The sequence below is a fragment of the Comamonas sp. Y33R10-2 genome, assembly GCF_019355935.1.
GTDB lineage: Bacteria > Pseudomonadota > Gammaproteobacteria > Burkholderiales > Burkholderiaceae_C > Comamonas.
Genome location: NZ_CP079925.1, coordinates 3,039,748 through 3,059,523, shown reverse-complemented (window position 1 = coordinate 3,059,523; position 19,776 = coordinate 3,039,748). Strand labels below are relative to the sequence as shown.

The following is a 19,776-nucleotide window of genomic DNA, read 5'->3' as shown; positions in this document are numbered from 1 at the left end:
CCTGATCCGCGCAGCCAAGCTGGATTGCGGGGTCGCAACAAGGCGTTGCAGCCCCCACAAAATCACATCCCACGCGCCCAGAAAACGGCGACCACGGCAATCACTGGCACCAAGTGGCTTTGCCACATCACCCACTTGCGGGTTTGCTGGATTTCTTGCGCAGCGGGCAGCTGGCCGGTGGCGTCCAGCGCCTTCTTCCAGCGGCGGAAGGTGAAAGTTGGCTTGAGCGAGAGCAGCACAGCGACGATGAACAGCGTCATCTTGAGGTGAAACAGTGGCGAGGACACATAGCCGCTCATCCCCTTAGCACCCAGCACCAAGCGCGCGATGCCGGTCAGCAGCAGCAGCACGACTGCAGCGATGCCGTAAATCATATCCAGCTTGGCTAGGCGCTGCACTACGGCGGCGTTCATCCACTCCACCCGGCACAAAGCAGCTTGGCTGCTGAGAAACACCACCAAAGTCAAAATGGCCAGCAGGTGGACGCTGGCAAGAACCGCTTCAAGAGTCATGGTTCAGCGAAGCATTACCTATCAAGCCCCGGCGGAATAGCCCGCAGAGGCGACAAATTCAGGCTCCGCCCTCCTTGCTATCCATCATGCCAGCAAGCGGCTGCGAAAAAACGCAGGCTCGCTGTAGTGGAGCTTGAGATAGTCAATCCACATGCGCACGCGCAGCGGCATGTGTTTGCGCTGGGGGAAGACGACAAAAATGCCGTTCGGCGGCGCCGCAAAGTCTTCCAACACGGGCACGAGGCGACCTGCGGTAATTTCTGCCTCCACCTCCCACGTGCTCCGCCACGCAATGCCCCAGCCGCCCAAACACCAATCGTGCAGAACTTGGCCGTCTGAGCAGTCCAGCGGGCCGCCCGGCTTAAAGTGCACCACTTCGCTGCTCGCGTTTTCAGAGTGAGGAATGCTAAAGGCCCAGCCCCGTGTTTGCGATGCGTCGGACGATAAGGTCAAGCAGTCATGCTGCGCCAGCTCGCTAGGGTGTTTGGGCATTCCTCGGCGTGCCAGATAGGCAGGCGTGGCCACGCACAGGCGGCGGTTATCGGCAATGCGCACGCTGACCAAGGCTGAGTCCGGCATATCACCCACGCGCACCGCGCAGTCAAAGCCCTCACCCGCCAAATCAACCACCCGATCGCTCAGGTTCAAAGAGATGGTGACATCGGGGTGCAAGTCACGAAACAGCGGCACCAGCGGCGCAACATGGCGGCGGCCAAAGCCAGCAGGCGCGGTGATGCGCAAATGCCCCGTGGCCTTGACGCCACCTGCGGAAACGCTGGCCTCCGCATTGCTCACATCGGCGAGCAAACGCTGGCAGTTTTCCAAAAACGCACTGCCTTCATGGGTGAGCGAAATGCGGCGTGTGGTGCGCACCAGAAGCTTGACCCCCAAATGCTCTTCCAGCGCATCCAAGCGCCGCCCCATGATGGCAGGTGCCACGCCTTCGGCCTTGGCGGCAGCGGTCAAGCTGCCTCGGGTCGCTACTGATACAAAAGACGCAAACGCCTTGAGTTTGTCCATGCGCGCTGCTCCTGTTTGATGCGTGTTAAGTCCATACTGGCGCTCGCGTCAGCAGAGTGCACTATGAATAAAAGAGCACCATCTGAGCAAGCATCCTTGAATGTTGGAATATTTTTATCTAAAGCCCTTTAAGCAAAAGGACTAGCTGCTATTGAATTAATCAGTCATTCATCAGCGCCATAGGTCCATCTTTCACAGGATTGGCCTCAAGATAACAAAACTATAAGTCACAAATCAAAGGGAAATTTTGAGTTTTATAGACGCTAAAAGCAAAGTTGCGCACCGAGATCACTTCGGTCTCGCAGCGTGAATAGCGCGCACAGCGAAGACCTTTAAACCTATGATTTGCCCAACCCATTGACACGACCCGCTCGCTTCCGAAGTCATGAACTCTGCCTCTCTTGCTGTCACGCCCTGCACACAACCCGCACAGTTGCTTGATTTATTAAGCCAATCCGCCCAAGGCTATGCGCTTTGGAATGCGCAAGGCCAGTTGCTGATGGCTACGCCCGCGTGGTGTCACTGGTTTGATGTGCCGCAGGAAAGCGCCGTGGGCCAAGCTTTGCAGCAGTTGTTGCACACCGAATTTTGGCAAACCCATAACCTACGTTTTACTGCGGCAGGCCAAGGCCAGCGCCAAGAATATGACGACACCCGGCAAGATGACTTTGGGGCGCAGCGCCACCGGCGCATACAACTCACCCCCGGCGCGGCTGACGAGTTGGGGCGCCATGAGGTGCTGATGACCCTCACCGACGTGGGCCGTGAATATGCACGCGGCGCAGTCATTACCCGCCAGCACGAGCAGTTGCAGGCTTTGCAAGAGCAGCTGCGCAGCCGCCGCGATGATGCGGGCGAATTAGACAAGCTGCGCACCCTGCTGAACTGGCGCACCGCCATGCTGACCGAGCACAACGAGATGCTGCAGTTGCTGTCGCACGAAATTCGCCAGCCGCTAAACAATGCATCCGCCGCCATGCAAGCCACGCTCAAAGCCATTGATGACCTGCATTTGCCCGATGCCACGCCCGCCACCAAAGCCTTGCTGCGCGCTGAACATGTGATGCAGCAAGTGATTGGCACGCTAGACAACACGCTGACCGCAGGCACCATTTTGGCCGTGGGCGGCAAGGCGGGAGCCGCCAGCGAAACCGATTTACCCACCCTCATCAAGCTCGTGCTACACGATATTGCAGCCGACCTGCGCCCCCGCATTGATGTGCACTGGCAAAACGCGCCGCGCACGGTACAGCTACACCCGGCGCTGATGCGGCTGACGATTCGCAACTTGCTGCACAACGCCTTGGCCTATGCCCCGGCAGACACGCAAGTAGTACTGCGCATTTCAGAGTCTGATGAGCCCTTGGCGCTGATGCTGGAAGTCATCGATCAAGGCCCCGGCATTCCGCCAGAGCTGCTTCCACGCTTGTTCGACAAAGGCTCGCGCGGCAATCACAGCCACAACCGCCCTGGAGCCGGGCTGGGCCTGTTCATCGTGCGCTCCGTGCTTCAACTGCACCAAGGTACAGTTGAGGCTCTGCCCAACCAGCCCCATGGCACAGTCATGCGTCTGGTCATCCCTCAAGGTCTTGCTGAATAAGAACGCCGCCCATGCTGCCTGCCACCCTTGCTCTGGTTGACGACGACACCGAATACTGTGAATTTCTAGCCCAGCACCTGCGCAATCAAGGGGTGAATGTCACCGCTTACAGCGACAGCAGCGACTTGCTGGCCGATGTCGCGCCCTACCGCTTTGATTTTTATGTGCTCGATTTGATGCTGCCCGGCGTAGATGGTGCAGAGCTTATCCGCATCATCCGCAAGCGCACGCAAGCAGGTGTGCTGATTGTCTCGGGTCGCCTTGGCCCCGAAGTGTTTGCCGAAGTCATCAACGCGGGCGCCGACATGTATTTGACCAAGCCCGTCACCTTTGAGCAGGTGGAGCTAGCCGTACGCGCCGTGCACCGCCGCATCATGACCACGGCCAAAACAGCCACCGCCTGGAAGCTGGACAGCCACCGCAGCGTGCTCACAGCCCCTGACGGTCAAACCGTAGAACTCAGCGCCACCGACTTGATGCTGATGGAGTGCTTTTTAAAGGCCCAAGGCGAAACCGTCAGCCGCGACTACATTCGCGACCTGCTGGCTCACACCAGCGCCGCTGATTCAGACAACAGCTTGCACGCCACCATCTACCGCCTGCGCCGCCGCATTGAGCGCGCCACGCCGGTGGCCGTGCCTTTGCAGTCGCATCAAAAAGTGGGCTACCAATTTCGCGCGCCGCTGATTTCGGCTTGAAATGGCCGTTTGAAATGACGGCCTGAACCGCCTCAAAAACAAAAAAGGACCCGACAGGTCCTTTTTTTGTTTGCGTGACGCAAGGCTTACATGGTGATCTTCGATTCCACATCCGCAATCTTGCGGCGAGCCAAAGCCAAGTTTGCACGACCGCTATCGAGCACGTAATAAACGAAGATGCCGTTGACCTTCTCTGCAGGGCGCAGGATGTGATACTGCTTGCCCAAGGTAATCAGAATGTCTTCAATGGTGTCGTTCAAACCCAAAGACTTCATAGTCTTCATCTTGGCGCGCACCACTTCGGTGTTGCCAGCTGCTGCCAGCTCCAGATCCACACCCGTACCAATGCTACCGAGCAACATACCGCTGTTGTAGTCCACCACGGCCGCACACAAAGCGCCGTCCAAAGTCATCAGGTCTTGCAAGCTTTCGTTCAGATTTGCCATGTGAGCTCCTAGTTAAAAATAACTGATTTAGATCAATCGTGATCAGATGGTTACGAGTCTAACGAATCATTTCTGATTGACTACATTCATTTATGACAGACAAATTCCCGTCTAATGGTAGTGATCACTTACCTTTTAATTCTTAGAAATAAGATAAAAATATGCCTAAAGTCCAATGCAAACATAGACTTATAGCTATATTTTCAGGAGCGAAATTTCATATTGATGCTCAAACCTGATTCGACACTACGCTCAGGCAATGTTTCAAACATCGATCAGAAGTGTCAGAACTGATTCAGAACTCAGCCCTTGATGAATTCATCGCTATTTCTTCACGGAAAGAGTCATAAACCCAGAGACTCCGTATAAAAACATCATGAGTTTTGATCTATTTAAGCTCTTTATGTACTCAAAAAATTCAAATACAGTCTCTGCATACGCTGCTGTCTAAGGCAGCCATTTCTGAATATCCAAAGACATCAACCCTGAGGTTCCACATGACCGATCGCACCCCCATCCACGGACTGCAAGTCGCCAACGAGCTCTACCACTTTGTCAACGCCCAAGTGCTGCCTGGCACCGGTGTCGCTCAAGAGGTCTTCTGGAAAGGGTTCGATCAAATCATCAGCGACTTGGCTCCCAAAAACGCTGCCCTGCTGGTCGAACGCGACCGATTGCAAGCGGAGCTGGACACTTGGCACAAGGCCAACCCCGGCCCCATCACCGACATGGTGGCCTACCGCAAGTTTCTGACGCTGATCGGCTATCTGGTGCCCGTACCCAAAGACGCCAAGGCCACGACAGAGAACGTAGATGCAGAACTAGCCATTCAAGCGGGCCCCCAGTTGGTCGTGCCAATTCTGAATGCGCGCTACGCCCTGAACGCAGCCAACGCTCGCTGGGGATCGCTGTATGACGCGCTGTATGGTACTGACGTCATTAGTGAGGACGGTGGAGCTGAAAAAGGCAAGGGCTACAACCCCGTGCGCGGCGCCAAAGTCATCGCCTTTGCCCGCAGCTTCCTCGATCAAGCCGCGCCTTTGGCTGCTGGCTCACACGCAGACGCCACCAGCTACGCTGTGCAAGGTAGCAAGCTGGTTGTGACGCTGAAGAACGGCAGCAAGACGGGCCTGAAAGAAGAAGCCAAGTTCACCGGCTACCAAGGTGATGCGGCGGCACCCAAGTCGGTGCTGCTAAAGAACAACGGCATTCACATCGACATCATCATCAACAAGGCCACCCCCATCGGCAGCACCGATGCCGCTGGCGTGGCAGATGTGGTGGTTGAAGCCGCACTGTCCACCATTTTGGACTTGGAAGACTCGGTGGCCGCAGTTGACGCCGAAGACAAAGTGCTGGGCTACAGCAACTGGCTGGGCATTTTGAAGGGCACGCTGACGGAGTCTTTCGACAAGGGCGGCAAGACGGTGACACGCGGCTTGAACGCCGACCGCGAATACACAGGAGCGGACGGCAAAGCGGTAAAGCTGCATGGCCGATCGCTGATGTTTGTGCGCAATGTGGGCCACTTGATGACCAACCCCGCCATTTTGTGGGGCGCGGAGCAAAAGGAAATCCCCGAAGGCATCCTGGATGCCATGATTACCACCACCATTGCCTTGCATGACCTCAAGGGCAATGGCACCAACGGCATTCGCAACTCGCGCACCGGCAGCGTCTACATCGTCAAGCCCAAAATGCACGGCCCTGCCGAAGCCGGCTTTGCCAACGAGCTGTTTGGCCGCGTTGAAAAGGTGCTGGGCCTGCCCGAGAACACTGTCAAGCTGGGAATCATGGATGAAGAGCGCCGCACCACGGTCAACCTGAAGGCTGCAATTGCCGCAGCCCCGGCGCGCGTGGCGTTTATCAACACCGGCTTTTTGGATCGCACCGGCGATGAAATGCACACTGCTATGCAAGCCGGCCCCATGGTGCGCAAGGCGGACATGAAGGTCTGCGCATGGTTGCCCGCTTATGAAAAGAACAATGTGCTGGTGGGCTTGGGCATGGGCCTGCGCGGTCGCGCCCAAATTGGCAAGGGCATGTGGGCTATGCCTGATTTGATGAAGGCCATGCTGGAGCAAAAAATTGCCCAGCCCAAATCGGGCGCGAACACGGCTTGGGTGCCATCACCTACCGGCGCCACGCTGCACGCGCTGCACTATCACCAAGTCAACGTGGCCGATGTGCAAAAGGGGCTGGAAAGCCCCAACGCCGACCACGAGTGCGATGAGCTGCTGAACGCGATTTTGCAAGTGCCCGTATCCAGCAACCCCGTCTGGTCGGATGCGGAAAAACAGCAGGAAGTGGACAACAACGTGCAAGGCATTCTGGGCTATGTGGTGCGCTGGGTGGATCAAGGCGTGGGCTGCTCCAAAGTGCCTGACATTCACAACGTGGGCCTGATGGAAGACCGCGCCACGCTGCGCATCTCCAGCCAGCACATTGCCAACTGGCTGCAGCATGGCGTGGTGACCGAAGCCATGGTGCGTGACAGCTTTGCCCGCATGGCCAAGGTGGTGGACGAGCAAAACGCAGGCGACGCGCTATACAAGAGCTTGGTGGCCAACCCCAATGGCGCAGCCTTTCAGGCAGCGCTGGACTTGGTCTTTAAGGGCAAGGAGCAACCTTCCGGCTACACCGAGCCTTTGCTGCACGCTTGGCGCTTAAAGGTAAAGGCGGGCTCTTAATGGCTTGAGCCTTGAGATTCGCTATCTCGCTACTCCTAGTTTCAGAGCAGGTAGTCCCGAATATTCAATGATTTCACTGTGTTTTATGCATTAATTCATTGATTTACTAAGACTCTTAGCTATCAAAAAAGCACTTCCTGTTTGCGCATGGAGTGCTTTTTCTTTGCCCCTTGCGCAGTGCATACAGCATGGCTTCTACACTGCTGCCATGCCAAGCAATACATCCGTCAACACCAGCCTCTGCCCGCTATGCGGTCAGGCCAATCAATGCGCCATCAGCGCGGGCCTGCCGCCCGAAAGCTGCTGGTGCATGCAGACACCGGTGTCCAAAGAAGCACTGGAGCAACTCTCACCTGAAGCGCGCGGCAAAGCCTGCATCTGCCCAGCCTGCGCCCAGCCCATATCGCGGGGCTCAGTCTTGGCCTGATGCGCCTTCTGGCGGTTTTGCCTCATCAAAACTCAGCACTCATGCATCGCGCAACAAGCAGGCTGCGGCTTGCTTTTTTTGCGCCACGCCGCAGTCGCACATTTATGATTGACCTTTAAAAATCCACCAAGAAAGTTCGAACATGCCCACCTATCACATCGAAATGATGGAAGGCCGCACCATTGAGCAAAAGCGCAAGCTGGTCGAAGAGATCACGCGCGTAAGCGTTGATGTCTTGGGTGGCCCGCCCGAGTACGTTGAAATCATCATCACCGATATCAAGCGCGAGAACTGGGCCACGGGCGGCAAGCTCTGGCTGGAGCAAGAATGAACACGGGCGCAAGCAAACGCGGAGCAAGCACCGCCGAGCTTCGCGCCCATTACGGAGAGCGCTACCGCTGGCTGCTTCTGATGGCCGTGCTGGTCGGCGTGGTGGCCTCGGTTCTGCCCTCCACCAGCGTCAACGTGGCCATTCCGGCCATGAGCGCTTATTTCAATATCGGCCCGGCTCAAGCCCAGTGGATCACTTCTGGCTTCATGGTGGCATCCACCATCGCCATGCTGGTTACGCCCTGGCTGCTGCACCGGTTTGGCTACCGCCGCACTTATGTTGGCGCCCTCGTTGTGCTCACCTTCGGCGCAGTGGCAGGTGGACTGGCCCAGCACTACCCGCTGATTCTGGCTTCTCGCGTGGCCGAAGGCATTGCCGCAGGCATCATCCAGCCCATTCCTGCTGTCATCATGATGAGCGCCTTCAAACCCCATGAGCAAGGCCGCGCTGGCGGGCTGTTTGGCATGGGCGTGGTTCTGGCTCCGGCCCTCGCCCCCGCGCTGGGCGGTGTGCTGACGGACTGGCTGGGCTGGCGCTCCACCTTCTTCATGGTCGTGCCTTTTGCACTAGTGTCGATCTGGTTGGGCTTCAAGCTCGTTCCCCTTTCCTCCCCCGGCGGTGAAGAAGCCGGCGCGCAAAAAACACCGCTGGATTGGCTGGGCCTCACGCTAGGCGGCGCAGGCACCGTCTGCCTGCTCAATGGCCTGGCACAACTGCATAACCCCTCAAAGTTAGCCGCAGCCGCACTCCTGCTCGCTTCTGCGGTGCTGCTTGTCTCCTTTGTCCTCTGGCAACGACGGCTGCTGCGCCAGAACCAGCAGCCACTGATGGATTTGCGCCTGTTCGAGTGCCGCCCGTTTGTGATGGGCTGCATCGTTTCCCTTATCTACGGCGCTGCCATGTATGGCTCCACCTACCTGCTGCCACTGTTTATCCAGATGGGGTTGGGCCTGTCAGCCAGCTACGCCGGCAATCTGCTGGTGCCTGCCGGTCTGATCTTGGCCTTTACCTTCCCCGTAGTGGGCCGTATGGCAGATAAGCACCCGGTGCACTGGCTGGTTGGCACGGGCGTAGCGCTTCTGGCGCTGTCCTTCGCTCTCAATATTTGGATTGGTACAACTACGCCCCTGTGGTGGTTAGCCGTCGTCATCATCATTGGGCGCATTGGTCTGGGCTTTATCCTCCCCAGCCTGAATCTGGGCGCTATGCGCCCGTTGGATCGCTCTTTGCTCGCCCAAGGCTCCAGCACCATCAGCTTCATCCGCATGTTGGGCGGCGCTGCGGGTGTCGGTCTCTCCGGGATCATGCTGCAGTGGCGCATCGCAGTTCATGCCACTGATAGCAGCCTCAGTCTTCAGTCAGCACAGTTGGCTGCTTTTCACGAGTGCTTTGCCATGCTAACCCTGCTTTGCTTGATTGCACTGGTTGCAGCAACGCAGCTGCGTTCACCACAAGCCCCAAGCGCCTCTACCCCCAGCTAAGTTGCGCATAATTAAGCCATTGAGGTTTAACGGGCTACGGCCCTTGAGAAAGCATCGCATGTGCCAGCTACTGGGAATGAACTGCAACACGCCAACGGATGTGCGCTTTAGCTTTTCGGGCTTCACCCAACGCGCCGGCAACACCGGCGACCATACTGATGGCTGGGGCATCGCCTTTTTTGAAGAAAAAGGCCTGCGCCACTTTGTCGATCACGAACGCGCAATCGACTCCCCCATCGCCAAGCTGATCCGCGAATACCCCATCAAAAGCAATAACGTCATCGCCCACATCCGCAAGGCGACTCAAGGCGTGGTCAGCCTGCAAAACTGCCACCCCTTTGTACGCGAGCTTTGGGGCCACAACTGGGTCTTCGCCCATAACGGCGACCTCAAAAACTTCGCTCCTAAGCTGCACGCCCACTTTCAGCCCATCGGCAGTACCGACAGCGAACTGGCCTTCTGCTGGATCATGCAAGAGCTGTGGAAATCTCATGCCGGCATCCCCAGCATTGAAGAACTCACCCACACCCTGCGCGAGCTGGCTGCAAAGATTGCACCCCACGGTACCTTCAACTTCCTGCTCTCCAACGGTGAGGCTCTGTGGGCTCACGCCACCACCCACCTTTGCTATATAGAGCGGCAGCACCCCTTTGCCCAAGCTCAACTCTGCGATGAAGACCTCAGCGTCGACTTCTCTCGCGAAACCACCCCACAAGACAAAGTGGCCATCATCGTCACCAGCCCGCTAACCCACAACGAAACTTGGACCCCTATCCGCTCGGGTGAGCTGAAGGTCTTCAAGCAAGGGCAGGGCCTCGATATCTGATGCGTTCATTCCACCAATAAAAAGAGAGCGCATAGCGCTCTCTTTTTATTTGATGTTTGTGTTTTCAGACCCTAACGCTTTCAACGCTCGGATCTTTTGCTATCACTTTTGGATCGCCCAATAAAAAACCCCGTAATCTTTCGACTACGGGGTTTTTCTCTGTAAGAGCCTGACGATGACCTACTTTCACACGGGAACCCGCACTATCATCGGCGCTAAGTCGTTTCACGGTCCTGTTCGGGATGGGAAGGAGTGGTACCAACTTGCTATGGTCATCAGGCATAAACTTTTTGTCAGATCGATCGCTTATTTTCTCGATTAACTTCTTAATCGATTGCTTTCAATCCAACGAATTCATAGAGTCTTAATCAGCTTATTCGATTGCGCCTATTTGGCATAACTTGAATGATCGTTTTCACAATTCATTCTGTCTTTTATTTTCTGAGCTAAACCCAAAGTTATAGGGTCAAGCCTCTCGGGCAATTAGTACTGGTTAGCTTAACGCATTACTGCGCTTCCACACCCAGCCTATCAACGTCGTGGTCTACAACGACCCTTCAGGGGGCTCAAGGCCCCGGCAGATCTCATCTTGAAACGAGTTTCCCGCTTAGATGCTTTCAGCGGTTATCTCTTCCACACTTAGCTACCCTGCGATGCCACTGGCGTGACAACAGGTACACCAGAGGTGTGTCCACTCCGGTCCTCTCGTACTAGGAGCAGGCTTCCTCAAATCTGCAGCGCCCACGGAAGATAGGGACCAAACTGTCTCACGACGTTTTAAACCCAGCTCACGTACCTCTTTAAATGGCGAACAGCCATACCCTTGGGACCGACTACAGCCCCAGGATGAGATGAGCCGACATCGAGGTGCCAAACACCGCCGTCGATATGAACTCTTGGGCGGTATCAGCCTGTTATCCCCAGAGTACCTTTTATCCGTTGAGCGATGGCCCTTCCATACAGAACCACCGGATCACTATGTCCTGCTTTCGCATCTGCTCGACTTGTCAGTCTCGCAGTTAAGCACGCTTATGCCATTGCACTATCGTCACGATGTCCGACCGTAACTAGCGTACCTTCGAACTCCTCCGTTACGCTTTGGGAGGAGACCGCCCCAGTCAAACTGCCTACCATGCACTGTCCCCGATCCAGATAATGGACCAAGGTTAGAACCTCAAACGCACCAGGGTGGTATTTCAACGTTGGCTCCATGTGATCTAGCGACCACACTTCAAAGCCTCCCACCTATCCTACACAGATCCGTTCAAAGTCCAATACAAAGCTACAGTAAAGGTTCATGGGGTCTTTCCGTCTTTCCGCGGGGAGATTGCATCATCACAAACATTTCAACTTCGCTGAGTCTCAGGAGGAGACAGTGTGGCCATCGTTACGCCATTCGTGCAGGTCGGAACTTACCCGACAAGGAATTTCGCTACCTTAGGACCGTTATAGTTACGGCCGCCGTTTACTGGGACTTCAATCAAGAGCTTGCACCCCATCATTTAATCTTCCAGCACCGGGCAGGCGTCACACCCTATACGTCCACTTTCGTGTTTGCAGAGTGCTGTGTTTTTATTAAACAGTCGCAGCCACCAATTTTTTGCAGCCCTTTTTAGCTCCGTTTGTTCAACTTCACTGACTTAGGGCACACCTTCTCCCGAAGTTACGGTGTTAATTTGCCGAGTTCCTTCTCCTGAGTTCTCTCAAGCGCCTTAGAATACTCATCTCGCGCACCAGTGTCGGTTTGCGGTACGGTCGTCAATAGCTGAAGCTTAGTGGCTTTTCCTGGAAGCAGGGTATCACTCACTTCGTGTGCAAGCACACTCGTTATCACGCCTCATCTTAGCTCTCCGGATTTGCCTAAAGAGCACGACTACACGCTTGAACCAACATATCCAACAGTTGGCTGAGCTAACCTTCTCCGTCCCCACATCGCACTATTGATCGGTACAGGAATATTGACCTGTTTCCCATCAGCTACGCATCTCTGCCTCGCCTTAGGGGCCGACTCACCCTACGCCGATGAACGTTGCGTAGGAAACCTTGCGCTTACGGCGAGGGGGCTTTTCACCCCCTTTAACGCTACTCATGTCAGCATTCGCACTTCTGATACCTCCAGCATCCGTCTCCAGACACCTTCACAGGCTTACAGAACGCTCTCCTACCACGTGCAATAAATTGCACATCCGCAGCTTCGGTAACTGGCTTAGCCCCGTTACATCTTCCGCGCAGGACGACTCGATCAGTGAGCTATTACGCTTTCTTTAAATGATGGCTGCTTCTAAGCCAACATCCTGACTGTTTTAGCCTTCCCACTTCGTTTCCCACTTAGCCAATTTTAGGGACCTTAGCTGGCGGTCTGGGTTGTTTCCCTCTTGAGTCCGGACGTTAGCACCCGGTGCTCTGTCTCCCAAGCTGTACTCGTCGGTATTCGGAGTTTGCATAGGTTTGGTAAGTCGCCATGACCCCCTAGCCTAAACAGTGCTCTACCCCGACGGTAATACTTGAGGCACTACCTAAATAGTTTTCGGAGAGAACCAGCTATTTCCAAGTTTGTTTAGCCTTTCACCCCTATCCACAGCTCATCCCCTAATTTTGCAACATTAGTGGGTTCGGACCTCCAGTACCTGTTACGGCACCTTCATCCTGGCCATGGATAGATCACTTGGTTTCGGGTCTACACCCAGCGACTGTTCGCCCTATTCGGACTCGATTTCTCTGCGCCTCCCCTATTCGGTTAAGCTTGCCACTGAATGTAAGTCGCTGACCCATTATACAAAAGGTACGCAGTCACCCCTTACGAGGCTCCTACTTTTTGTAAGCATACGGTTTCAGGATCTATTTCACTCCCCTCCCGGGGTTCTTTTCGCCTTTCCCTCACGGTACTGGTTCACTATCGGTCGATGATGAGTATTTAGCCTTAGAGGATGGTCCCCCTATATTCAGACAGGGTTTCTCGTGCCCCGCCCTACTTGTCTGCAGCCTAGTACCACCGATCGGTTTTCACATACGGGACTATCACCCACTATGGTTGGCCTTTCCATGCCATTTTGTTAACCGGTCGACTATCACTGCAAGGCTCTTCCGAATTCGCTCGCCACTACTATCGGAATCTCGGTTGATGTCTTTTCCTCTGGGTACTTAGATGTTTCAGTTCTCCAGGTTCGCTTCGCATACCTATGAATTCAGTATGCGATACCTATTGCTAGGTGGGTTCCCCCATTCAGAAATCTCCGGATCAAAGCTTATTTGCCAGCTCCCCGAAGCTTATCGCAGGCTATCACGTCTTTCGTCGCCTATCATCGCCAAGGCATCCACCATATGCTCTTAGTCACTTGACCCTATAACTTTGACGTCTCTTGCGAAACACAAAGCTCTAGAACTTCAAAGACTGGTGAGGTCTTACACCTCACGCGTTATGCCGTAATGTGAATATCTTTGGCTGTATCTTTCGACACAGCTTTGAGAATATTCGTCATTACTAAATATCTTTGCTTTCGCAAAATATTTGTTTTGACGCAATCAAAAAGTTGCTGATGGCACGGTGCATTAACCTTGGTTAATGCTTTCCACCAGCAACGCTGATTTCGACTCTATGAATTTTTAAAGAACAGCCTATTGATCAAAGATCAATATAAAAGCAGTCTGCTTCAGACTGCTTTTATATTGAATTTCTGTTTTCGCCTTCTCAACCCATGCTTTGTAGCACTTGCTGAGCCCACGATTATAGCATCACTGGACGCTATCATTTTTAACCTGGTGGAGGATGACGGGATCGAACCGACGACCCCCTGCTTGCAAAGCAGGTGCTCTCCCAGCTGAGCTAATCCCCCGGGATTGTCAATCCAGATGTTGGATTCAGTACCGAAGTACTGGTGGGTCTAGTTGGGCTCGAACCAACGACCCCTGCGTTATCAACACAGTGCTCTAACCAGCTGAGCTACAGACCCATTCCAATTTCTTGCTCGCATCGATTTCTCAATACAAACCCGTTTTGGCTTGTTCCAACAACCGATAAGTGTGGACGTTCAACTTAAAGCAGCATTTTTCCAGAAAGGAGGTGATCCAGCCGCACCTTCCGATACGGCTACCTTGTTACGACTTCACCCCAGTCACGAACCCCGCCGTGGTAAGCGCCCTCCTTGCGGTTAGGCTACCTACTTCTGGCGAGACCCGCTCCCATGGTGTGACGGGCGGTGTGTACAAGACCCGGGAACGTATTCACCGTGACATTCTGATCCACGATTACTAGCGATTCCGACTTCACGCAGTCGAGTTGCAGACTGCGATCCGGACTACGACTGGCTTTATGAGATTAGCTCCCCCTCGCGGGTTGGCAACTCTTTGTACCAGCCATTGTATGACGTGTGTAGCCCCACCTATAAGGGCCATGAGGACTTGACGTCATCCCCACCTTCCTCCGGTTTGTCACCGGCAGTCCCATTAGAGTGCTCAACTAAATGTAGCAACTAATGGCAAGGGTTGCGCTCGTTGCGGGACTTAACCCAACATCTCACGACACGAGCTGACGACAGCCATGCAGCACCTGTGTTACGGTTCTCTTTCGAGCACGAAACCATCTCTGGTAACTTCCGTACATGTCAAAGGTGGGTAAGGTTTTTCGCGTTGCATCGAATTAAACCACATCATCCACCGCTTGTGCGGGTCCCCGTCAATTCCTTTGAGTTTCAACCTTGCGGCCGTACTCCCCAGGCGGTCAACTTCACGCGTTAGCTTCGTTACTGAGTCAGTTAAGACCCAACAACCAGTTGACATCGTTTAGGGCGTGGACTACCAGGGTATCTAATCCTGTTTGCTCCCCACGCTTTCGTGCATGAGCGTCAGTACAGGTCCAGGGGATTGCCTTCGCCATCGGTGTTCCTCCGCATATCTACGCATTTCACTGCTACACGCGGAATTCCATCCCCCTCTACCGTACTCTAGCTTTGCAGTCACAATGGCAGTTCCCAGGTTGAGCCCGGGGATTTCACCACTGTCTTACAAAACCGCCTGCGCACGCTTTACGCCCAGTAATTCCGATTAACGCTTGCACCCTACGTATTACCGCGGCTGCTGGCACGTAGTTAGCCGGTGCTTATTCTTACGGTACCGTCATGACTCCGGGGTATTAGCCCAGAGCTTTTCGTTCCGTACAAAAGCAGTTTACAACCCGAAGGCCTTCATCCTGCACGCGGCATTGCTGGATCAGGCTTTCGCCCATTGTCCAAAATTCCCCACTGCTGCCTCCCGTAGGAGTCTGGACCGTGTCTCAGTTCCAGTGTGGCTGGTCGTCCTCTCAGACCAGCTACAGATCGCAGGCTTGGTGAGCCTTTACCCCACCAACTACCTAATCTGCCATCAGCCGCTCTAGTAGCACAAGGCCCGAAGGTCCCCTGCTTTCATCCGTAGATCTCATGCGGTATTAGCTACTCTTTCGAGTAGTTATCCCCCACTACTAGGCACGTTCCGATGTATTACTCACCCGTTCGCCACTCGTCAGCATCCGAAGACCTGTTACCGTTCGACTTGCATGTGTAAAGCATGCCGCCAGCGTTCAATCTGAGCCAGGATCAAACTCTATAGTTCGATCTTGAATTTAAAGTCTTTCGACTGCTCACTCACTTGACGGAATTAAGAAGAATAAATTCTTCCATAATTACTGTTTTCGTGAGCGCTTGATACTCCGAAGAGTTTTGTTCCGAAGAACTGGCTGCTTGCCATCAAACGCCCACACTTATCGGCTGTATTTTTTTAAGGATCTGAGAACTCAAACAGCTTTAAAACCACTTGAATTTCGTTGCTTGCTGTGATCAGCGAAGCCTTAGATTGTAGCACTGTTTTCACAGTACTTTTAAAACGTTTTTGCGTTTTCTTCTCACCCCTCTTGCGAAGAGAGAGAAGAAAACGCCTGGCGTGAGCCAGGCGTTTTGGCGTAAGAGCCTGACGATGACCTACTTTCACACGGGAACCCGCACTATCATCGGCGCTAAGTCGTTTCACGGTCCTGTTCGGGATGGGAAGGAGTGGTACCAACTTGCTATGGTCATCAGGCATAAACTTTTTGTCAGATCGATCGCTTATTTTCTCGATTAACTTCTTAATCGATTGCTTTCAATCCAACGAATTCATAGAGTCTTAATCAGCTTATTCGATTGCGCCTATTTGGCATAACTTGAATGATCGTTTTCACAATTCATTCTGTCTTTTATTTTCTGAGCTAAACCCAAAGTTATAGGGTCAAGCCTCTCGGGCAATTAGTACTGGTTAGCTTAACGCATTACTGCGCTTCCACACCCAGCCTATCAACGTCGTGGTCTACAACGACCCTTCAGGGGGCTCAAGGCCCCGGCAGATCTCATCTTGAAACGAGTTTCCCGCTTAGATGCTTTCAGCGGTTATCTCTTCCACACTTAGCTACCCTGCGATGCCACTGGCGTGACAACAGGTACACCAGAGGTGTGTCCACTCCGGTCCTCTCGTACTAGGAGCAGGCTTCCTCAAATCTGCAGCGCCCACGGAAGATAGGGACCAAACTGTCTCACGACGTTTTAAACCCAGCTCACGTACCTCTTTAAATGGCGAACAGCCATACCCTTGGGACCGACTACAGCCCCAGGATGAGATGAGCCGACATCGAGGTGCCAAACACCGCCGTCGATATGAACTCTTGGGCGGTATCAGCCTGTTATCCCCAGAGTACCTTTTATCCGTTGAGCGATGGCCCTTCCATACAGAACCACCGGATCACTATGTCCTGCTTTCGCATCTGCTCGACTTGTCAGTCTCGCAGTTAAGCACGCTTATGCCATTGCACTATCGTCACGATGTCCGACCGTAACTAGCGTACCTTCGAACTCCTCCGTTACGCTTTGGGAGGAGACCGCCCCAGTCAAACTGCCTACCATGCACTGTCCCCGATCCAGATAATGGACCAAGGTTAGAACCTCAAACGCACCAGGGTGGTATTTCAACGTTGGCTCCATGTGATCTAGCGACCACACTTCAAAGCCTCCCACCTATCCTACACAGATCCGTTCAAAGTCCAATACAAAGCTACAGTAAAGGTTCATGGGGTCTTTCCGTCTTTCCGCGGGGAGATTGCATCATCACAAACATTTCAACTTCGCTGAGTCTCAGGAGGAGACAGTGTGGCCATCGTTACGCCATTCGTGCAGGTCGGAACTTACCCGACAAGGAATTTCGCTACCTTAGGACCGTTATAGTTACGGCCGCCGTTTACTGGGACTTCAATCAAGAGCTTGCACCCCATCATTTAATCTTCCAGCACCGGGCAGGCGTCACACCCTATACGTCCACTTTCGTGTTTGCAGAGTGCTGTGTTTTTATTAAACAGTCGCAGCCACCAATTTTTTGCAGCCCTTTTTAGCTCCGTTTGTTCAACTTCACTGACTTAGGGCACACCTTCTCCCGAAGTTACGGTGTTAATTTGCCGAGTTCCTTCTCCTGAGTTCTCTCAAGCGCCTTAGAATACTCATCTCGCGCACCAGTGTCGGTTTGCGGTACGGTCGTCAATAGCTGAAGCTTAGTGGCTTTTCCTGGAAGCAGGGTATCACTCACTTCGTGTGCAAGCACACTCGTTATCACGCCTCATCTTAGCTCTCCGGATTTGCCTAAAGAGCACGACTACACGCTTGAACCAACATATCCAACAGTTGGCTGAGCTAACCTTCTCCGTCCCCACATCGCACTATTGATCGGTACAGGAATATTGACCTGTTTCCCATCAGCTACGCATCTCTGCCTCGCCTTAGGGGCCGACTCACCCTACGCCGATGAACGTTGCGTAGGAAACCTTGCGCTTACGGCGAGGGGGCTTTTCACCCCCTTTAACGCTACTCATGTCAGCATTCGCACTTCTGATACCTCCAGCATCCGTCTCCAGACACCTTCACAGGCTTACAGAACGCTCTCCTACCACGTGCAATAAATTGCACATCCGCAGCTTCGGTAACTGGCTTAGCCCCGTTACATCTTCCGCGCAGGACGACTCGATCAGTGAGCTATTACGCTTTCTTTAAATGATGGCTGCTTCTAAGCCAACATCCTGACTGTTTTAGCCTTCCCACTTCGTTTCCCACTTAGCCAATTTTAGGGACCTTAGCTGGCGGTCTGGGTTGTTTCCCTCTTGAGTCCGGACGTTAGCACCCGGTGCTCTGTCTCCCAAGCTGTACTCGTCGGTATTCGGAGTTTGCATAGGTTTGGTAAGTCGCCATGACCCCCTAGCCTAAACAGTGCTCTACCCCCGACGGTAATACTTGAGGCACTACCTAAATAGTTTTCGGAGAGAACCAGCTATTTCCAAGTTTGTTTAGCCTTTCACCCCTATCCACAGCTCATCCCCTAATTTTGCAACATTAGTGGGTTCGGACCTCCAGTACCTGTTACGGCACCTTCATCCTGGCCATGGATAGATCACTTGGTTTCGGGTCTACACCCAGCGACTGTTCGCCCTATTCGGACTCGATTTCTCTGCGCCTCCCCTATTCGGTTAAGCTTGCCACTGAATGTAAGTCGCTGACCCATTATACAAAAGGTACGCAGTCACCCCTTACGAGGCTCCTACTTTTTGTAAGCATACGGTTTCAGGATCTATTTCACTCCCCTCCCGGGGTTCTTTTCGCCTTTCCCTCACGGTACTGGTTCACTATCGGTCGATGATGAGTATTTAGCCTTAGAGGATGGTCCCCCTATATTCAGACAGGGTTTCTCGTGCCCCGCCCTACTTGTCTGCAGCCTAGTACCACCGATCGGTTTTCACATACGGGACTATCACCCACTATGGTTGGCCTTTCCATGCCATTTTGTTAACCGGTCGACTATCACTGCAAGGCTCTTCCGAATTCGCTCGCCACTACTATCGGAATCTCGGTTGATGTCTTTTCCTCTGGGTACTTAGATGTTTCAGTTCTCCAGGTTCGCTTCGCATACCTATGAATTCAGTATGCGATACCTATTGCTAGGTGGGTTCCCCCATTCAGAAATCTCCGGATCAAAGCTTATTTGCCAGCTCCCCGAAGCTTATCGCAGGCTATCACGTCTTTCGTCGCCTATCATCGCCAAGGCATCCACCATATGCTCTTAGTCACTTGACCCTATAACTTTGACGTCTCTTGCGAAACACAAAGCTCTAGAACTTCAAAGACTGGTGAGGTCTTACACCTCACGCGTTATGCCGTAATGTGAATATCTTTGGCTGTATCTTTCGACACAGCTTTGAGAATATTCGTCATTACTAAATATCTTTGCTTTCGCAAAATATTTGTTTTGACGCAATCAAAAAGTTGCTGATGGCACGGTGCATTAACCTTGGTTAATGCTTTCCACCAGCAACGCTGATTTCGACTCTATGAATTTTTAAAGAACAGCCTATTGATCAAAGATCAATATAAAAGCAGTCTGCTTCAGACTGCTTTTATATTGAATTTCTGTTTTCGCCTTCTCAACCCATGCTTTGTAGCACTTGCTGAGCCCACGATTATAGCATCACTGGACGCTATCATTTTTAACCTGGTGGAGGATGACGGGATCGAACCGACGACCCCCTGCTTGCAAAGCAGGTGCTCTCCCAGCTGAGCTAATCCCCGGGATTGTCAATCCAGATGTTGGATTCAGTACCGAAGTACTGGTGGGTCTAGTTGGGCTCGAACCAACGACCCCTGCGTTATCAACACAGTGCTCTAACCAGCTGAGCTACAGACCCATTCCAATTTCTTGCTCGCATCGA

Annotated in this window: 10 protein-coding genes, 3 tRNA genes and 5 rRNA genes; 7 read left to right on the top strand and 11 right to left on the bottom strand. The window is 53.4% G+C overall.

The genetic code is table 11. The features are described 5' to 3' along the window. Positions 1-62: 62 nt before the first annotated feature. Both KUF54_RS13680 and KUF54_RS13675 read right to left on the bottom strand, forming a co-directional pair. Complete coding sequence (locus tag KUF54_RS13680; protein ID WP_219343331.1) at positions 63-512, bottom strand: DUF2214 family protein; 450 nt, start codon at positions 510-512, stop codon at positions 63-65. Positions 513-596: 84 nt separating this feature from the next. Next, the gene (locus KUF54_RS13675) at positions 597-1,532 is read right to left on the bottom strand and encodes a LysR family transcriptional regulator (RefSeq protein ID WP_219343330.1); all 936 of its coding nucleotides are present in this window, start codon (positions 1,530-1,532) and stop codon (positions 597-599) included. A 385-nt stretch (positions 1,533-1,917) separates the two neighbouring features. Between KUF54_RS13675 and KUF54_RS13670 the strand changes: the two genes are divergently transcribed. Then, positions 1,918-3,132, top strand: coding sequence for an ATP-binding protein (locus KUF54_RS13670; protein ID WP_219343329.1), 1,215 nt, complete (start codon positions 1,918-1,920; stop codon positions 3,130-3,132). 11 nt (positions 3,133-3,143) lie between these two features. Further along, on the top strand, positions 3,144-3,830 hold the full coding sequence (locus tag KUF54_RS13665; protein WP_219343328.1) for a response regulator transcription factor: 687 nt from the start codon (positions 3,144-3,146) through the stop codon (positions 3,828-3,830). A gap of 86 nt (positions 3,831-3,916) precedes the next feature. Here KUF54_RS13665 and KUF54_RS13660 read toward each other — a convergent pair whose 3' ends face one another. Next, positions 3,917-4,276, bottom strand: a complete 360-nt coding sequence (locus tag KUF54_RS13660; RefSeq protein WP_219343327.1) for a hypothetical protein — start codon at positions 4,274-4,276, stop codon at positions 3,917-3,919. 497 nt (positions 4,277-4,773) lie between these two features. Here KUF54_RS13660 and KUF54_RS13655 point away from each other — a divergent pair, with 497 nt between their 5' ends. The 5 genes from KUF54_RS13655 to KUF54_RS13635 all read left to right on the top strand — a co-directional run bounded on the left by KUF54_RS13655 (position 4,774) and on the right by KUF54_RS13635 (position 10,031). Next, positions 4,774-6,966 carry a malate synthase G gene (locus KUF54_RS13655; RefSeq protein ID WP_219343326.1) on the top strand — a complete coding sequence of 731 codons (2,193 nt, stop codon included), beginning with the start codon at positions 4,774-4,776 and terminating at the stop codon, positions 6,964-6,966. Positions 6,967-7,174: 208 nt separating this feature from the next. Further along, positions 7,175-7,393 carry a cysteine-rich CWC family protein gene (locus KUF54_RS13650; RefSeq protein ID WP_219343325.1) on the top strand — a complete coding sequence of 73 codons (219 nt, stop codon included), beginning with the start codon at positions 7,175-7,177 and terminating at the stop codon, positions 7,391-7,393. 142 nt (positions 7,394-7,535) lie between these two features. Then, on the top strand, positions 7,536-7,724 hold the full coding sequence (locus KUF54_RS13645; RefSeq protein WP_219343324.1) for a 4-oxalocrotonate tautomerase: 189 nt from the start codon (positions 7,536-7,538) through the stop codon (positions 7,722-7,724). Next, the gene (locus KUF54_RS13640) at positions 7,721-9,205 is read left to right on the top strand and encodes a DHA2 family efflux MFS transporter permease subunit (RefSeq protein ID WP_219343323.1); all 1,485 of its coding nucleotides are present in this window, start codon (positions 7,721-7,723) and stop codon (positions 9,203-9,205) included. The genes KUF54_RS13645 and KUF54_RS13640 overlap by 4 nt, the downstream gene beginning before the upstream one ends. Before the next feature lie 58 nt (positions 9,206-9,263). Further along, on the top strand, positions 9,264-10,031 hold the full coding sequence (locus KUF54_RS13635; RefSeq protein WP_219343322.1) for a class II glutamine amidotransferase: 768 nt from the start codon (positions 9,264-9,266) through the stop codon (positions 10,029-10,031). Between the two features lie 167 nt (positions 10,032-10,198). Here KUF54_RS13635 and rrf (KUF54_RS13630) read toward each other — a convergent pair. The 8 genes from rrf (KUF54_RS13630) to KUF54_RS13595 form a co-directional block, all read right to left on the bottom strand. Continuing rightward, a 5S ribosomal RNA gene (gene rrf / locus KUF54_RS13630) occupies positions 10,199-10,311 on the bottom strand. 182 nt (positions 10,312-10,493) lie between these two features. After that, positions 10,494-13,372, bottom strand: a 23S ribosomal RNA gene (locus KUF54_RS13625). Positions 13,373-13,788: 416 nt separating this feature from the next. Then, positions 13,789-13,864 (bottom strand) — tRNA-Ala (locus tag KUF54_RS13620). A 40-nt stretch (positions 13,865-13,904) separates the two neighbouring features. Continuing rightward, positions 13,905-13,981 (bottom strand) — tRNA-Ile (locus KUF54_RS13615). A 103-nt stretch (positions 13,982-14,084) separates the two neighbouring features. Next, positions 14,085-15,617, bottom strand: a 16S ribosomal RNA gene (locus KUF54_RS13610). Between the two features lie 352 nt (positions 15,618-15,969). After that, positions 15,970-16,082: ribosomal RNA gene (gene rrf / locus KUF54_RS13605) — 5S ribosomal RNA — on the bottom strand. Positions 16,083-16,264: 182 nt separating this feature from the next. Continuing rightward, a 23S ribosomal RNA gene (locus tag KUF54_RS13600) occupies positions 16,265-19,144 on the bottom strand. Together the 16S, 23S and 5S rRNA genes with 2 tRNA genes alongside form the textbook arrangement of a ribosomal RNA operon. A gap of 531 nt (positions 19,145-19,675) precedes the next feature. Then, a tRNA-Ile gene (locus tag KUF54_RS13595) sits at positions 19,676-19,752 on the bottom strand. Positions 19,753-19,776 lie beyond the last annotated feature (24 nt).

What these genes read in the sequence shown, in the direction of transcription:
- KUF54_RS13660 (WP_219343327.1), bottom strand. Translation starts at nt 4,276, where the DNA reads ATGGCAAATCTGAACGAAAGCTTGCAAGACCTGATGACTTTGGACGGC.
- KUF54_RS13665 (WP_219343328.1), top strand. Translation starts at nt 3,144, where the DNA reads ATGCTGCCTGCCACCCTTGCTCTGGTTGACGACGACACCGAATACTGT.
- KUF54_RS13635 (WP_219343322.1), top strand. Translation starts at nt 9,264, where the DNA reads ATGTGCCAGCTACTGGGAATGAACTGCAACACGCCAACGGATGTGCGC.
- KUF54_RS13645 (WP_219343324.1), top strand. Translation starts at nt 7,536, where the DNA reads ATGCCCACCTATCACATCGAAATGATGGAAGGCCGCACCATTGAGCAA.
- KUF54_RS13650 (WP_219343325.1), top strand. Translation starts at nt 7,175, where the DNA reads ATGCCAAGCAATACATCCGTCAACACCAGCCTCTGCCCGCTATGCGGT.
- KUF54_RS13680 (WP_219343331.1), bottom strand. Translation starts at nt 512, where the DNA reads ATGACTCTTGAAGCGGTTCTTGCCAGCGTCCACCTGCTGGCCATTTTG.
- KUF54_RS13640 (WP_219343323.1), top strand. Translation starts at nt 7,721, where the DNA reads ATGAACACGGGCGCAAGCAAACGCGGAGCAAGCACCGCCGAGCTTCGC.
- KUF54_RS13675 (WP_219343330.1), bottom strand. Translation starts at nt 1,532, where the DNA reads ATGGACAAACTCAAGGCGTTTGCGTCTTTTGTATCAGTAGCGACCCGA.
- KUF54_RS13670 (WP_219343329.1), top strand. Translation starts at nt 1,918, where the DNA reads ATGAACTCTGCCTCTCTTGCTGTCACGCCCTGCACACAACCCGCACAG.
- KUF54_RS13655 (WP_219343326.1), top strand. Translation starts at nt 4,774, where the DNA reads ATGACCGATCGCACCCCCATCCACGGACTGCAAGTCGCCAACGAGCTC.